Annotated in this window: 17 protein-coding genes; 12 read left to right on the forward strand and 5 right to left on the reverse strand. The window is 60.1% G+C overall.

Annotation, left to right across the window (positions count from 1 at the left end; translation table 11 throughout):
* Nucleotides 1-102: 102 nt before the first annotated feature.
* The 5 genes from recA (at nucleotide 103) to GOX53_RS11640 (ending at nucleotide 5930) form a co-directional block, all read left to right on the forward strand.
* Nucleotides 103-1170 carry a recombinase RecA gene (recA, locus tag GOX53_RS11620; protein ID WP_171176441.1) on the forward strand — a complete coding sequence of 356 codons (1068 nt, stop codon included), beginning with the start codon at nucleotides 103-105 and terminating at the stop codon, nucleotides 1168-1170.
* A 181-nt stretch (nucleotides 1171-1351) separates the two neighbouring features.
* Nucleotides 1352-4024, forward strand: coding sequence for an alanine--tRNA ligase (gene alaS / locus GOX53_RS11625; protein ID WP_171176443.1), 2673 nt, complete (start codon nucleotides 1352-1354; stop codon nucleotides 4022-4024).
* Nucleotide 4025: 1 nt separating this feature from the next.
* Nucleotides 4026-4313: a DUF1330 domain-containing protein gene (locus GOX53_RS11630; protein ID WP_171176445.1), complete on the forward strand. Its 288-nt coding sequence runs from the start codon at nucleotides 4026-4028 to the stop codon at nucleotides 4311-4313.
* Nucleotides 4314-4698: 385 nt separating this feature from the next.
* Nucleotides 4699-5313, forward strand: coding sequence for a transglutaminase-like cysteine peptidase (locus tag GOX53_RS11635; RefSeq protein WP_171176447.1), 615 nt, complete (start codon nucleotides 4699-4701; stop codon nucleotides 5311-5313).
* A gap of 131 nt (nucleotides 5314-5444) precedes the next feature.
* Nucleotides 5445-5930: a hypothetical protein gene (locus tag GOX53_RS11640; protein WP_171176449.1), complete on the forward strand. Its 486-nt coding sequence runs from the start codon at nucleotides 5445-5447 to the stop codon at nucleotides 5928-5930.
* A gap of 424 nt (nucleotides 5931-6354) precedes the next feature.
* Here the strand turns inward: GOX53_RS11640 and typA are convergent, their stop codons facing one another.
* The gene (typA, locus tag GOX53_RS11645) at nucleotides 6355-8172 is read right to left on the reverse strand and encodes a translational GTPase TypA (protein WP_171176451.1); all 1818 of its coding nucleotides are present in this window, start codon (nucleotides 8170-8172) and stop codon (nucleotides 6355-6357) included.
* A gap of 76 nt (nucleotides 8173-8248) precedes the next feature.
* Nucleotides 8249-8584, reverse strand: a complete 336-nt coding sequence (locus GOX53_RS11650) for a multidrug efflux SMR transporter (protein WP_371810288.1) — start codon at nucleotides 8582-8584, stop codon at nucleotides 8249-8251.
* Between the two features lie 215 nt (nucleotides 8585-8799).
* Between GOX53_RS11650 and GOX53_RS30125 the strand changes: the two genes are divergently transcribed.
* Nucleotides 8800-8931 (forward strand): hypothetical protein, encoded by a 132-nt coding sequence (locus tag GOX53_RS30125; RefSeq protein ID WP_256415869.1) that lies wholly within the window; start codon nucleotides 8800-8802, stop codon nucleotides 8929-8931.
* 70 nt (nucleotides 8932-9001) lie between these two features.
* Here the strand turns inward: GOX53_RS30125 and GOX53_RS11655 are convergent, their stop codons facing one another.
* From GOX53_RS11655 to GOX53_RS11665, 3 genes are read right to left on the reverse strand one after another with little or no spacing between them, the layout of a single operon-like run.
* Nucleotides 9002-10165 (reverse strand): HD domain-containing protein, encoded by a 1164-nt coding sequence (locus tag GOX53_RS11655; RefSeq protein WP_171176456.1) that lies wholly within the window; start codon nucleotides 10163-10165, stop codon nucleotides 9002-9004.
* Entirely contained in the window at nucleotides 10162-10407 is a 246-nt protein-coding gene (locus tag GOX53_RS11660) for a hypothetical protein (RefSeq protein ID WP_171176458.1), read from the reverse strand. Before GOX53_RS11660 ends, GOX53_RS11655 begins: the two co-directional genes overlap by 4 nt.
* Entirely contained in the window at nucleotides 10407-11060 is a 654-nt protein-coding gene (locus GOX53_RS11665; protein WP_171176460.1) for an alpha/beta hydrolase, read from the reverse strand. The genes GOX53_RS11660 and GOX53_RS11665 overlap by 1 nt, the downstream gene beginning before the upstream one ends.
* A 181-nt stretch (nucleotides 11061-11241) precedes the next feature.
* On the opposite strand from GOX53_RS11665, the gene GOX53_RS11670 reads away from it, so the two are divergent.
* The 6 genes from GOX53_RS11670 to GOX53_RS11695 all read left to right on the forward strand — a co-directional run bounded on the left by GOX53_RS11670 (nucleotide 11242) and on the right by GOX53_RS11695 (nucleotide 15407).
* The gene (locus GOX53_RS11670) at nucleotides 11242-11700 is read left to right on the forward strand and encodes an Rrf2 family transcriptional regulator (RefSeq protein WP_171176462.1); all 459 of its coding nucleotides are present in this window, start codon (nucleotides 11242-11244) and stop codon (nucleotides 11698-11700) included.
* A 61-nt stretch (nucleotides 11701-11761) separates the two neighbouring features.
* Nucleotides 11762-12805 carry a cysteine desulfurase family protein gene (locus GOX53_RS11675; RefSeq protein ID WP_171176464.1) on the forward strand — a complete coding sequence of 348 codons (1044 nt, stop codon included), beginning with the start codon at nucleotides 11762-11764 and terminating at the stop codon, nucleotides 12803-12805.
* 16 nt (nucleotides 12806-12821) lie between these two features.
* On the forward strand, nucleotides 12822-14345 hold the full coding sequence (sufB, locus tag GOX53_RS11680) for a Fe-S cluster assembly protein SufB (protein ID WP_171176466.1): 1524 nt from the start codon (nucleotides 12822-12824) through the stop codon (nucleotides 14343-14345).
* Nucleotides 14346-14348: 3 nt separating this feature from the next.
* Nucleotides 14349-14780 carry a hypothetical protein gene (locus GOX53_RS11685; RefSeq protein ID WP_171176468.1) on the forward strand — a complete coding sequence of 144 codons (432 nt, stop codon included), beginning with the start codon at nucleotides 14349-14351 and terminating at the stop codon, nucleotides 14778-14780.
* Nucleotides 14781-14878: 98 nt separating this feature from the next.
* The gene (locus tag GOX53_RS11690) at nucleotides 14879-15055 is read left to right on the forward strand and encodes a hypothetical protein (protein WP_171176470.1); all 177 of its coding nucleotides are present in this window, start codon (nucleotides 14879-14881) and stop codon (nucleotides 15053-15055) included.
* A 37-nt stretch (nucleotides 15056-15092) separates the two neighbouring features.
* Nucleotides 15093-15407, forward strand: coding sequence for a heavy metal-binding domain-containing protein (locus tag GOX53_RS11695; RefSeq protein WP_171176472.1), 315 nt, complete (start codon nucleotides 15093-15095; stop codon nucleotides 15405-15407).
* The last annotated feature ends 20 nt before the right edge of the window (nucleotides 15408-15427 follow it).

Consider the following 15427-nt stretch of genomic DNA (forward strand, 5'->3'; position numbering starts at 1 on the left):
GAGTTGAAATGTTCTCTTTTTGATCCCATAAGGAACAAGAGGTGAACAAAGCAGCGATTGCCGCCCGGCCACGGGTGTGACAAAAGGAAAGTGAACGGGATAATGGCGGATCTTCTGACGATGAGCAGCAAGCAGAACGCGGACAAGCAAAAGGCGCTGGACAGTGCGCTGGCCCAGATCGAGCGGCAGTTCGGCAAGGGCTCGATCATGAAACTGGGCGGTGAGAATGCCATTCAGGAGATCGAGGCGAGCTCGACCGGCTCACTGGGGTTGGACATCGCGCTGGGAATCGGCGGTCTGCCGATGGGCCGGATCATTGAGATTTACGGGCCGGAAAGCTCGGGCAAGACTACGCTGACGTTGCATTGCATCGCGGAACAGCAGAAGCGGGGAGGTGTCTGCGCCTTTGTCGATGCCGAACACGCGCTGGATCCGCAATATGCTCGCAAGTTGGGTGTCGATCTGGACGAGTTGCTGATCAGCCAGCCCGATACCGGAGAACAGGCGCTGGAGATCACCGACACGCTGGTGCGGTCGGGCGCGGTCAACATGGTTGTCGTGGATTCCGTTGCGGCGTTGACGCCGAAATCGGAACTGGAGGGCGACATGGGCGATAGCAGCGTGGGTGTGCAGGCCCGCCTGATGAGCCAGGCGATGCGTAAGCTCACCGGTTCGATCAGCCGGTCGAACTGTATGGTGATCTTCATCAACCAGATCCGCATGAAAATCGGCGTGATGTTCGGCAGCCCGGAAACCACCACCGGCGGTAATGCGCTGAAATTCTACAGCTCGGTGCGTCTGGACATCCGCCGCATCGGCGCGATTAAGGACCGCGACGAGGTGGTGGGCAACCAGACCCGCGTCAAGGTCGTCAAGAACAAGGTGGCACCGCCCTTCAAGCAGGTAGAATTCGACATCATGTATGGCGAGGGCATCAGCAAGATGGGCGAGCTGCTGGATCTCGGCGTGAAGGCCGGCGTGGTCGACAAGTCGGGATCGTGGTTCAGCTATGGCGATGAGCGGATCGGGCAGGGGCGTGAGAATGCCAAGCAGTATCTGCGTGAGAACGAACGCGTGGCGCTGGAAATCGAGGACAAGATTCGCGCCGCCCATGGGTTGGATTTCGACATGCCGCCGGGCGCGGAAGAGGATGACATCCTCGAAGCTTAAAGGACGCTGATGGGAACAGCTGAAATCCCCCGGTTCCCCGATGGGAGCTGAGAATATCCGGAGCAGGGCGGTCCATCGGGGCCGCCTTGTTTCGTTTCATGGCCGCAAGTGCTGTGGACTATCACTGGGCACGCGGATAAACCTGCGCAGAACCTTTCGATTATGCGCTGAGAGAGCGGGAATGCCGACGCTGAACGATATCCGATCCACCTTTCTGAACTACTTCGACAAACAGGGTCATGAGGTTGTTGCGTCGAGCCCGCTGGTGCCGCGCAACGATCCGACGCTGATGTTCGTCAACTCCGGCATGGTGCAGTTCAAGAACCTGTTCACCGGGGTCGAAACACGTGATTACAAACGCGCCGCGACCTCCCAGAAATGTGTGCGCGCAGGTGGAAAGCACAATGACTTGGATAATGTGGGCTATACCGCACGGCATCATACCTTCTTTGAAATGCTGGGGAATTTCTCGTTCGGTGATTATTTCAAGACCGACGCGATCCCCTTTGCATGGGAACTGATCACCAAGGAATTCGGCATCGACAAGAGCCGCCTGCTGACCACGGTCTATCACACCGATGACGAGGCCTTCGAGATTTGGAAAAAGGTCGGCGTGCCCGAGGACCGGATCATCCGCATCGCCACGAATGACAACTTCTGGCAGATGGGGCCGACCGGGCCTTGTGGACCCTGCACCGAGATTTTCTATGATCATGGCGATCACATCTGGGGCGGTCCTCCGGGCAGCGCGGAAGAGGATGGCGACCGGTTCATCGAGATATGGAACATCGTCTTCATGCAGAACGAGCAGTTCGAGGACGGCTCGATGGTCGAGCTTGACATGCAGTCGATCGACACCGGCATGGGGCTGGAGCGGATCGGCGCGCTGCTGCAGGGCAGCCATGACAATTATGACACCGACCTGTTCAAATCGCTGATTGAGGCCTCGGCGGATGCTACCAGTGTCGATCCCTATGGTGACAAGAACGTGCACCATCGGGTGATCGCGGACCATCTGCGCTCGACCTCGTTCCTGATTGCCGACGGGGTGATGCCGTCGAATGACGGGCGCGGATACGTGCTGCGCCGGATCATGCGGCGGGCGATGCGGCATGCGCATCTGCTGGGCGCCAAGGACCCGGTCATGCACCGGCTGGTGCAGGCACTGGTACAGCATATGGGCGCGGCGTATCCCGAACTGGGCCGGGCGCAGGCATTGATCGAAGAGACGCTGCTGCTCGAGGAAACCCGGTTCAAGCAGACCCTTGACCGTGGTCTGAAGCTGCTGGATGACGAGTTGGACGGGTTGGCCGAGGGCGCGCCGCTTTCTGGGCAGGCGGCTTTCAAGCTTTATGACACATACGGCTTCCCGCTGGACCTGACACAGGATGCGCTGCGGGAGATGGGTCGGACCGTGGATACCGACGGCTTTGACGCCGCGATGGAAGAGCAGAAGGCCAAGGCGCGCGCGGCCTGGGCTGGCTCGGGCGAGGCGGCGGACAATGCGGTCTGGTTCGACGTGATGGACACCGGGGGCGCCACCGAGTTCCTGGGTTATGACACCGAAAAGGCCGAGGGGCAGGTCAGCGCGCTGATCGTGGATGGCGCCCTGGTCGACAGCATTGAGGCGGGGATAAGCGGCTGGATCGTGGTCAACCAGACCCCGTTCTATGGCGAGGCCGGCGGTCAGGTCGGTGATACCGGTGTGATCCGTCGGCTGGAAAACCGTGACGAGGTGGCGCTGGTCGAGGACACTCGTAAATTCGCCGATGGCAAGGTCTATGCCCACAAGGTGACTGTGGAACGCGGCACGATTGCCAAAGGCGATCCTGTCGAGTTGGAGGTCGATCACACCCGCCGCTCGGCGATCCGGGCGAACCACTCGGCGACGCACCTGCTGCACGAAGCGCTGCGCGAACATCTGGGCGATCACGTGGCGCAACGCGGCTCGCTGAACGCGGCGGACCGGCTGCGGTTCGACTTCAGCCATTCAAAGGCGCTAACGGGAGAGGAATTGGACAAAGTTGCGGTGGATGTGAACGGCTATATCCGCCAGAACTCGACCGTCGAGACCCGGATCATGACCCCCGACGACGCCCGCGCGATTGGGGCGCAGGCGCTGTTCGGAGAGAAATACGGGGACGAGGTGCGTGTGGTGTCGATGGGTCGGGCTGAAACCGGTAAGGGTCAGGGCGGCATGACCTATTCCATCGAACTGTGCGGCGGCACCCATGTGAAGCAGACCGGTGACATCGGCACATTCGTCCTGCTCGGCGACAGCGCGTCCTCGGCCGGGGTGCGCCGGATCGAGGCGCTGACGGGCGCGGCGGCGTTCGAGCATCTGGCGGGCGAGGCGGTGCGGATGGGCCAGGTGTCCGGCATGCTCAAGGCGCAACCGGCGGAGGTGGTTGACCGGGTCAGGGCACTGATGGATGAGCGCAAGGCGCTGCAGAACGAGGTCGCGCAGCTGCGCCGTGACTTGGCCATGGCCGGGGGGGCGGGGCAGGGCAACGGCTCGGACGCGCGCGAGGTGAACGGCGTCAAGTTCCTGGCGCAGGCACTGACCGGTGTGTCGGGCAAGGACCTGCCGGCGCTGATTGACGAGCACAAGGACCGTCTGGGCTCGGGCGCGGTGCTGCTGATCGCTGATACCGGCGGCAAGGCAGCCGTGGCCGCAGGCGTGACCAAGGATCTGACCGACCGGATTTCTGCGGTCGATCTGGTCAAGGCGGCGGTCGTCGAATTGGGCGGCAAGGGCGGTGGTGGCCGTCCGGACATGGCGCAGGGCGGCGGCAAGGATGCGGCCAATGCCGACGCCGCCATCAAGGCCGCAGAACAGGTGATGGGAGGATAAGATGGGTGCACTCTGGATAGCGCATGTGACGGTGACGGATGCCGAGGCCTATGGCAAATATGCCGAGCTTGCGGGCCCGGCGATCGCCAAGCACGGGGGTGAGTTCATCGCCCGTGCGGGGCGGTATGTTCAGCTTGAGGGCAGGGAGCGGCCCCGCAACGTGGTGGCCAGGTTTCCCTCGGTCGAGGCGGCGGTGGAGTGCTACAACTCATCCGAGTATCAGGAGGCGCTGAGCCATGCGCGCGGCGCCTCGGAGCGTGAACTGATGGTGGTCGAAACGTCGGAGTAAAGCGGTCCGACCACCGGCATCTGATTCGCCAAGGAATTTGTAAGACGATCAAAGACTCCGCTTTGGCGGGGTCTTTTGCCTTGGAAACGGACTGTTTCCAAGTTCGATTGGGTGTTGCGGCAACCTCACAGGGAAAAAATTTTGATTTTCTGATAGTTATGTAGGTCCGTACTGGGCGAATCGTCCCAGAAACATGCCCTAAATCAGGCAAGAGGACAGAATCTATCCGCGAAGTCGCCACATTTTTCGACGGATTTCCGCCGCTTTTCCCGGTCAAAACGGGTGGCGATTGCTTTTTCAGACCGAATATCGGACGAACCGCACAACTCACAGTTGGTTCACTGAGGCAGCAATCGACCCGATTGATTTGGACCGAGGATCAGGCATGACGAAAGCAGGTATCTCCGCAGGTGCCACAGTGGTGGCGAGCATCAAGGGAATTGCGTTCTCCGCGCTGATGGTTTGCGCACCGCTCCTGTTTGCGCAAACGGCCCAAGCATCCGAAGGGCGGTATCTGCAGGCATCGTCGTCTTTCCCGCCTCCAACCGGCGCCAGAACGCTGTGCAAAACCTACTCATGGGCGTGCGCGACTTCGCCGAAGAAGCGGATTTCAAGCGCGCAGGAACTGGCCCTCGTGCAATCGGTCAACAAGCGTGTCAACCGGACCACTCGCTCGGTGACGGATGAGAGCCAGTACCGGAAAGCGGATATCTGGGCATTGCCGACTGCGCGTGGCGGAGATTGCGAAGATTTCGCGCTGCTGAAAAAACGTGACCTGATCAAAATGGGCCTCGATCCCAAGAAACTCCTGATCGCGACCGTTCTGGATACACGCAGAAATTCGCATGCGGTTCTGGTCTATCGCTCGGGGCAAGGTGACCTTGTACTGGACAATCTGACGAATTCGATCAAGCCGTGGAAAGCCACTCACTACCTGTTTTTGCGTATGCAGGATCCCAATCGCCCTAAGAACTGGGTTGGGGTGTCCAACCAAAGCTAGGGAAAAGCGCGCCAGTCCGGCGCGCTTTTGACTTTTGGGCTTGTTTCACAATCCGATGAACTAGTTCAGCGAGACTCTTTTCCGGATTCGGGGCTGTCCCCACCGCGGTCGCCGCCTTCACCACCGCCGCCTTGGTCGCCGCCTTCACCGCCGTCGCCGCCTTCACCGCCATCATCGCCGCCGTCGTCGCCGCCATCATCGCCGCCGCCATTATCGCCGCCGTCGTCGCCGCCATCATCGCCGCCATTATCGCCGCCGTCGTCGCCGCCATCATCGCCGCCATTATCGCCGCCGTCGTCGCCGCCATCATCGCCGCCATCATCGCCGCCGTCGTCGCCGCCATCATCGCCGCCGTCGTCGCCGCCATCATCGCCGCCGTCGTCGCCGCCATCATCGCCGCCATCATCGCCGCCGTCGTCGTCCCGACCGATGTCTTCTCTGTCATCATCGTCGCTGCGATCAGAATCGTCGGACGGATCCGACACCGATGCCGTTGGAAAATCCGTCAGCACCGCAGCAAAACCCGGACAAGTCAGCGTGGTCCGCGCAAGGATGTCCTCGAAATCGGACCGGCGCTGCAAATAGCGCAGCATGCGGGCCTCGACGACACGACATGAACACAAGGTTTCAGTGGATACAGATTTGCGAGCTGTTTTGTATGTGCATTTCCCACCTGCCGCGTATCCCCCAGAAGCGACCAGCGATAAAGCAGTAGATGCAAATACTACTGAAAGAAAACGTGCCTTCGCACTCATAATGACTACTCCAAAAAAAAGTACTAGTGACCCAAGGTCAGCTAACCTTACCTGCTTGCCTTAAACTCGTCAATTTTGTTTCAAACTTTTGCCGTTTACTTCCGAAACTTATCAGTTGAAATTTCGGAATTCACTATCCTTTACGGAGAAAGCTACAAGGAATTAAGTGCTTGTGCGGCATCAAAAGGCCCAAAATTGCCGTTCACAAAATGTGACAGTTTATTGAGGCGCTGACACAAAGCGGGAGACAATCCCGCTTTGTGGGTTTTTGTTTATTTGCAATATCTTAGGCGCTCTTTGCCATGCGTTTACGCTCGTGAGGATCAAGGTAGCGCTTGCGCAGGCGGATGGCATTTGGTGTGACTTCGACCAGTTCATCATCGTCAATATAGGCGATGGCTTCTTCCAGCGAAAACTGCACATGCGGGGTGAGTCGCACAGCATCGTCCGAGCCAGAAGCGCGCACGTTGGTCAGCTTTTTGCCCTTAAGCGGATTGACCTCAAGATCGTTATCACGGGAGTGTTCGCCGATGACCATGCCCTGATAAACATCCGTTTGGGGCCCCAGGAACATGCGCCCGCGCTCTTCGAGGTTCCACAGCGCATAGGCCACGGCCTGACCGTTCTCCATCGAGATCAGGACACCCGCACGGCGGCCCGGGATCGGGCCCTTGTGCGGTGACCAGCCGTGGAACACCCGGTTCAGTACGCCGGTGCCGCGGGTGTCGGTCAGGAACTCGCCGTGATAGCCGATCAACCCGCGTGAGGGCACATGGGCGATGATTCGGGTCTTGCCCGCGCCTGCGGGGCGCATCTCGACCAACTCGCCCTTGCGCGCGCCGGTGATCTTTTCAATTACCGCGCCGGAATACTCGTCATCGACATCGATTGTGACCTCCTCGACGGGCTCCAGACGCTGGCCGTTTTCCTCGCGGAACAGAACCTGCGGGCGCGAGATGCTGAGTTCGAACCCTTCGCGCCGCATGTTCTCGATCAGCACGCCCATCTGCAATTCGCCCCGGCCTGCGACCTCAAAGGCCTCGCCGCCGGGGGTGTCGCTGATGCGGATGGCCACGTTCGATTCGGCCTCTTTCATCAGCCGGTCGCGGATCACGCGGCTCTGCACCTTTTTGCCGTCGCGGCCTGCCAGCGGCGAGTCGTTGATGCCGAAGGTCACGGTGATGGTGGGCGGGTCGATGGGTTGGGCGGGCAGGGCCTCATTCACCTGCGGATCGACCAGCGAATCCGCCACCGTTGCCTTGCTCATGCCTGCGATGGTGACGATGTCGCCCGCCTCGGCCACGTCGATGGGTTGCTGGCTGAGGCCCCGGAAGGCGAGGATCTTGCTGGCGCGGAAATTCTCGATCACCGTGCCGTCCCGCGACAGGGCCTTGAGCGCGGCGCCCGCCTTGAGGGTGCCGCTCTCTACCCGGCCGGTCAGGATGCGGCCGATGAACGGGTCGCTGCCCAGCGTGGTGGCGAGCATGCGGAACGGTTCATCCTTGTGGGCGGTCTGTTTCGGGGCGGGGACGTGATCCACGATCAGATCAAAAAGCGCCGACAGGTCTTGGCGCGGCCCGTCCAACTCCATATCCGCCCAGCCCGAGCGGCCCGAGGCATACATGGCCGGGAAATCCAGCTGATCGTCATCAGCACCCAGATTGGCAAAAAGGTCGAAACATTCGTCCAGCGCCCGGTCGGGTTCGGCATCGGGTTTGTCGACCTTGTTCAGCACCACGATGGGGCGCAGGCCCAGCGCCAGCGCCTTGGAGGTGACGAACTTGGTCTGCGGCATCGGGCCCTCGGCGGCGTCCACCAACAGGACCACGCCATCGACCATCGACAGGATCCGCTCAACCTCGCCGCCGAAATCGGCGTGGCCGGGGGTGTCGACGATGTTGATGCGGGTGCCGTTCCACTCCACGCTGGTCGCCTTGGCCAGAATGGTGATGCCACGCTCACGCTCAAGATCGTTGCTGTCCATGGCACGCTCGGCCACGGCCTGATTTTCCCGGAACGCACCGGATTGTTTCAGCAGCTCATCGACCAGCGTTGTCTTGCCGTGGTCCACGTGAGCGATGATTGCGATATTGCGCAGGTCCATGAGAGGTCAGCCTTTGAACGGGAAGTTGCCGCGCGCATAACGCGGTGCGGCAAAAGATGCCAGCCCTAACGCGCGTTCAATGCCCGGCGGTCTGCGAAAACAGGTGAATGACCAGAATTCCGGTGATGATCAGCCCCAGACCGGTCACAGCGGGCCAATCCAGCCGCTGGCCAAAGACGATAAAACCGATGATCGCAATCAGCACGATCCCCAGTCCCGACCAGATCGCATAGACCACGCCCACCGGCATGACCCTGAGCGTCATGGACAGGAAATAGAAGGCGCAACCATATGCCGCCACCACAAGAACTGACGGCCATAGCCGTGTGAATTGCTGGCTGGCCTGCAGCGCCGTGGTGCCGATGGTTTCCGCGATAACCGCAATCAAAAGGATGAAATAAGCCTGGGGCACGGGGAAGGCTCCTGGTATTGGGGCTGATTTTGACGCGAGCATGAGCACGATTTTCGCTGGCCGGGCAAGAAAAAAGACAGATTGTAATCTCATCTTCATCAAAACCACAGACTGGCCGGTCATGGTGAAAAGTCAGGTAAACCTGACTATGTCGGCGACAGAGGAGTTGTTAGTATGCACTCGTTTTTCATGACTGACTTTAAAGAGTATTCAGAATGACCCCGTTTGCGAAAACCATCATTTTGACATCTGCCATTATCGTGGTGCTCGGGTGGCTTGTTGGAGGGGGCTCCGTTGAAAGCGACGCCGCGCAGACCGGAAGTCAATACCAGATGATCCGGGTCTGACACCGAGCCGACAGAATGGCAAAAAAGGGGGCCGCTGGCCCCCTTTTTCTGTCGCAACGGTGTTTTGGGGTCAGCGTTGCAGCCCCAGCCGGTCAAAACAATCTTCAAGCTGTGGCAGAAGCCAGGTCCATAGGCCGGGCGCCCCAAGGCTGACCGGCTTGCCGACGCGGCTTTCCATCTGGCCAAGGTTGACCTGATAATCGACCCATGTGCCGCCACCGTTTGCAAGATTGGCAATCGGGGTTTGCACTCGGTCGATGGCCTTGCCAAAGATCGTGTCGGCGCTTTCTGCCGCTTCGAATTCACGCCAGAGGGACAGAAACTCGCGATGCTGCGTCCTAGGCAGCAAGCCGAACAGCCGCTCTGCCGCTGCCTCTTCTTTGGCGGCCTGGGCGGCGTGGTCGACCTGACCGTGGATCGGGTTGTCGCCGGCGTCGATCTCGACAATGTCGTGCAGAAGCAGCATTTGGATAACGCGGTCAATGCGAACCCCATGCGCGGCCTGATCCGCCAGCACCCAGGCGTAAAGCATGATGTGCCACGAATGCTCTGCCGAGTTCTCGACGCGCGAATTGTCCAACAGGCGCGAGGCCCGGTTGACGGATTTCAGCCGGTCGGCTTCGGTCAGAAAGGGCAGGCGGGCGGTGAATGCATCGGCGCCTGTCGCAGGGGCCTCTCCCAACAGCACCCGTGCATGGGTATAGGCAGCGGGGAATTCCTGTCGCAGATAGGCGGCGCGGCCCCCATTCAGGTTGTCGCGCACGACCTCAACGTGATCGGGACGCGGGGTTTCGGCGCAAAGCACCTGAAAGATCGGCTGACAGCGGTCCAAACGTTTGGCATAGCGGGCATCGGGGGTCTCGTCGGCCTCGAACTCGGTCCAGAGTGCCAGAAATTCGGCGCCCTGATCCGGGGGCAGCAGGCCAAACAGACTGCGCGCGGCGGCCTGTTCGGCGCGGGCAACGGCGTCCCAGTCGGTCTCCTCGTGGATCGGATGATCGCCGACCTCGATTTCGACCAGATCGTGCAGAAGCAGCATTTTGATGGCACGGTCCACCGACACGTCAGGCTCGGCCAGAGGCGCAAAGACCAGCGCCCAGAGCGCCAGATGCCAGCTGTGTTCGGCAGAGTTTTCGGGCCGCGACAGATCGAGCAGGACATTGGCCCGATCGACGCTTTTCAACCTGTCCGCCTGTTTCAGAAACGCGATCTGGGCGGAGAGGCGGTCGCTCACTGCTTTTCTTTCGTCTTGGCGCCCTCGCGGAATTCGCTGAGCTTGCCGATCAGGAACTTGCGCGCGGTGCGTTCGGCCAGACGCACGCGGACCTCGGTCAGATAGGCCTCTTCCAGCGATTGCGAGGCGGCGGCCAGAACCTCGCCCACTTCGACAAACAACCGGTCTTGGCCGGTTTCTTCCATCACCTTCAACGTGTCCTCGGCCAATTTGCCGGCAAGGGTGTCGAGCGTGTTGGACATCAGCGGGTATTCTCCGTCAGGCGACGCTTCACATATTCGGTGGTGTGGTCGATCAGCGTGTCCATGTGAGAGTCCTGAAAGAAGTGATCGGCCCCTTCCACCTCGGTATGGGTGATCGTGATCCCCTTTTGCTCATGCAGCTTGTTGACCAGCGCGGTGGTGTCCGTGGGTGGGGCCACCCGGTCGGACGAGCCGTTGATGATCAGACCCGATGAGGGGCAGGGGGCGAGGAAGGAAAAGTCGTACATGTTGGCGGGCGGCGAGACCGAGATGAAGCCGGTGATCTCGGGCCGGCGCATCAACAGCTGCATGCCGATCCAGGCGCCAAAGGAAAAGCCCGCGACCCAGCAATGCTTGGAATTGTTGTTCATCGACTGCAGATAGTCGAGCGCGGAGGCCGCATCGCTCAGCTCGCCCACGCCCTGATCGTATTCGCCCTGGCTGCGGCCGACGCCGCGGAAATTGAAGCGCAGAACCGTGAAACCCATGTTGTAAAAGGCATAATGCAGGTTGTAGACCACCTTGTTGTTCATGGTGCCGCCAAACTGCGGGTGCGGATGAAGCACGATGGCGATCGGTGCGTCTTTTTCCTTTTGCGGGTGGTAGCGGCCTTCCAGGCGGCCTTCGGGTCCGGGAAAAATCACCTCGGGCATGTGTGCTTTGGTCCTGTCTCTTCTTTCGCGGCACCGGGATAATCTTGACGGTATCCCGCGGGTACCTTAGAACGGTTCTAAGTGAAAGGCGCGCCGGATGGTCACGCTGTCAGTGGGAGATACGCACTGGTGGCGATGAGGTCAATCATTTCGCGCAAATGCGACTTTTGAGGGTGCAAGGATGAAGCTGTCGACCAAGGGCCGATACGCGATGGTGGCGCTGGCGGATATCGCGTTGCAACCGGCGGACACGCTGGTGACGCTGGGCGAGATTTCCGAGCGTCAGGACATCTCGCTTCCCTATCTCGAACAGCTTTTCGTGAAACTGCGCCGGGCCGAGCTGGTGTCGTCGGTGCGCGGTCCTGGCGGAGGCTACCGGCTGGCGCGCCGGGCTTCCGAGATTCGCGTGGTCGAGGTGCTGGCAGCCGTGGATGAGACGGTGGATGCCATGCACAAGGGGGCAGGAGCATCCGGAGCCTCCTCGGGCAGCCAGGCGCAGTCGCTGACCAACCGGCTGTGGGAGAGCCTGTCCGCCCATGTCTACGTGTTCCTGCACCAGACCCGTTTGTCGGACGTGATCAAGAACGATCTGGCACCATGCCCGGCGGTGCCAAGCCTATTCGCAGTCGTGGATGACTAATTGTGGGAAGCCTGACTTTGGTCAATGCGCCGGGATTTGACGTGCTGAAAAAGATGCATCCATGAAACGTGTTTACCTCGATCATAACGCCACCACGCCCCTGCGCCCCGAGGCGCACGACGCGATGATCGCGGCGATGGATGTTTGCGGCAATCCGTCCTCGGTCCATGCAGAGGGACGGGCGGCCAAGGGAGTGGTCGAAAAGGCGCGGGCACAGGTGGCCTCGGCCTTTGGAGCGGATGGGGCGGATATCGTCTTTACCTCCGGTTCCACCGAAGGTGCTGCACTGGCGCTGGCCAGGCGTGGAATGCACGGCGCGGCAATTGAGCATGATGCGGTAAGAGCTTGGATTTCTAAGGATTTGTCTGTTTCCATGACCGGGCAGGTAACGGTCGAAGACCCGGTGCAGACAGCGCTGCAACTGGCGAATTCGGAAACCGGCATCGTTCAACACCTGCCGCAGGGCATCGCGGTCACCGACGCCACTCAGGCTTTTGGCAAATTGCCGGTTGCCTTCAACTGGCTGGACGCGCAGATGGCGTTGGTTTCGGCGCACAAGCTAGGCGGACCCAAGGGCATTGGTGCGCTGGTGATGAAACGGGGCACCGATCTGCCCGCACAGATCAAGGGTGGTGGGCAGGAAATGGGCCGTCGTTCCGGGACCGAAAACGTGATTGGAATAGCCGGGTTCGGCGCCGCTGCCGAGGCTGCGGCCCGCGATCTGGCGGACGGTATCTGGGATCGGGTTGCGGAACTTAGAAATATTCTAGAAAAGGCCCTTGAGGCCAGCGCTAAATCTACTATTTTTGTCGGGAAAGATCAGGACCGTCTCCCGAACACGATGTGTTTTGCAACGCCCGGATGGAAGGGCGAAACGCAGGTGATGCAGATGGATCTGGCGGGCTTTGCCATCAGCGCAGGTTCGGCCTGTTCCAGCGGTAAGGTCCGGGCCAGCGCCGTGCTGCGCGCGATGGGATATGACGAGGCAACCGCAGCCAGCGCGATCCGCGTGTCGCTTGGGCCTCGGACAATGGAAGAAGATTTGCTGCGCTTTGCGGATGCGTGGCTGGAAAAAGAGAAAAAGCATCGCGCGCGGGCCGCGTGATCTGACGGAGGATGTCATGGCCGCTTTGGACCAGACTCAGGTAAAAGAAGGCGTCGATCAGGAGACCGTGGACGCGGTGCGCGAGGTCGGGGGTGCCTACAAATACGGCTGGGAAACCGATATCGAGATGGAATACGCCCCCAAAGGGCTGACCCCGGATATCGTTCGGCTGATCTCTGAAAAGAACGATGAACCTGAGTGGATGACCGATTGGCGGCTGCAGGCGTATGACCGCTGGCTGCAAAAGGAAGAGCCCGACTGGGCCATGGTCGACTACCCCGAAATCGACTTTCAGGACCAGTATTACTATGCCCGGCCCAAGTCGATGGAGGTAAAGCCGAAGTCGCTGGATGAGGTCGATCCCAAGCTGTTGGCCACTTACGAAAAGCTGGGCATCCCGCTGAAAGAACAGATGATTCTGGCAGGCGTTGAGGGCGCTGAAGCCGTACCTGCCGAGGGCCGTAAGGTTGCCGTGGATGCGGTGTTCGACTCGGTTTCGGTCGGCACCACCTTTCAGGCTGAACTTAAGAAGGCTGGGGTGATTTTCTGCTCGATTTCCGAGGCGATCCGCGAGCACCCCGAACTGGTGAAGAAATATCTGGGCTCGGTCGTGCCGGTCTCGGACAATTTCTACGCCACTCTGAACAGCGCCGTGTTCTCGGACGGCTCCTTCGTTTACGTGCCGCCCGGCGTGCGCTGCCCGATGGAACTGAGCACCTATTTCCGCATTAATGCGGAAAACACCGGCCAGTTCGAACGCACGCTGATCATCGCCGACAAAGGCTCCTACGTCTCCTATCTAGAAGGCTGCACGGCACCGCAGCGCGACACCTCACAACTGCATGCCGCCGTGGTCGAGATCATTGTCGAGGAAGACGCCGAGGTGAAATACTCGACCGTTCAGAACTGGTATCCTGGTGACGAGAACGGCAAGGGTGGCATCTACAATTTCGTCACTAAGCGGGCCGATTGCCGGGGCGACCGGGCCAAAGTGATGTGGACGCAGGTGGAAACCGGCTCGGCGGTGACATGGAAGTACCCGTCCTGCATCCTGCGCGGCGATGACAGCCAGGGCGAGTTCTATTCCATCGCCATCACCAACAACTACCAGCAGGCTGATACCGGCACCAAGATGGTGCATCTGGGCAAGAACACCAAGTCGCGCATCGTGTCCAAGGGTATCAGTGCGGGCAAGGCGCAGAACACCTATCGCGGGTTGGTGTCGATGCACCCCAAGGCGAAGAACTCGCGCAACTACACCCAGTGTGACTCGCTGCTGATCGGCGACAAATGCGGGGCGCATACGGTGCCTTACATAGAGGTGCGCAACAATTCCTCGCGCTGCGAGCATGAGGCGACCACGTCCAAGGTGGATGACGATCAACTCTTCTACTGCCGCCAGCGCGGTATGGACGAGGAAGAGGCGGTTGCGCTGGTTGTGAACGGCTTCTGCAAGGACGTGCTGCAGGCGCTGCCGATGGAATTCGCGATGGAGGCGCAACAGCTAGTGGCGATCTCGCTGGAGGGGAGCGTCGGCTGACCAATGGGACAGGACGAGTTTCAGGCAAGGCTGCAACGCATCAGCGCAAAGCAGCCCTCCACTTCAGTGCCCAAGGCGGCCAAATCCGGAGAACCCGCTCGCGGCGCGGCTAAATCTTCGGTCAGAGCCGTGGTTTTTGGCGCCATCTGCTCGTTGATTGTCTTGGTGTTGTTTCTCAACATTCAATCCATCAGCGACATGGCACCTGAGAGCGTGAGGCAAAGCGAAACACCCGGTGCTTATGGTCTCCCGGTGGCGATCCTTGCAATCGCCTGGTTCACCCTAATCCCGATCTGGTTTGTTGGCAGTGTCTTGATGAAGGCAATGCGGGGCTCAGGAAGGCTGATGCCTTCGGCTTTTGTTCTCGGAGCATTCATATCTCTTTGCCTCGGTTTGGGCGCCGTGCAGGTACTGGGAGCCGGAGGTGTGGGGTGACTTATGAGATGTCACAATCGGTCAACTCCGGAAGTCTGAGTGATCGACTTACGCCGGGTAGCCGACATGAGAACGTGCAGAGCATAAAGCGGGACACTATGAACAAGAACGCAAAGGGCTTCATTCCTTACATGCTGCCTGTCCTCGGCGGGCTCATTGCCATTTTCTACGTGAACTTCAGGGAAATGAGTTTCCTGAACCCGATGCTAGCGGTGGCTGTAGGTGTCTTCCTCGGATGGGGCGCGGCGCAGCTTCTTCGCAGGTTCATGAGATAGAGGCGCCATCTGCGCTCGGGCACAAGGGAAACACCAGATGATCGTCACAACCACCCCCTCAGTCGAAGGCCGACAGATCGCGGAATATCACGGCATCGTCGTGGGTGAAGCAATCATGGGTGCCAATGTCGTGCGCGACTTCTTCGCCTCGATCACCGATGTGGTGGGCGGGCGCTCGGGCGCCTATGAGAGCAAGTTGCAAGACGCGCGCGAGACTGCGTTGCACGAGTTGGAAATGCGCGCCGCCGACAAGGGCGCGGACGCCGTAGTCGGCGTCGATCTGGATTACGAAGTTGTAGGTGAAAGCATGCTGATGGTTTCGGCCAGCGGCACGGCGGTCAGCCTGAGATAGGAACATGCCGGGGCGAGGCG

Source organism: Ruegeria sp. HKCCD8929 (assembly GCF_013031405.1).
In the GTDB taxonomy this organism is placed as follows: Bacteria; Pseudomonadota; Alphaproteobacteria; order Rhodobacterales; family Rhodobacteraceae; genus Ruegeria.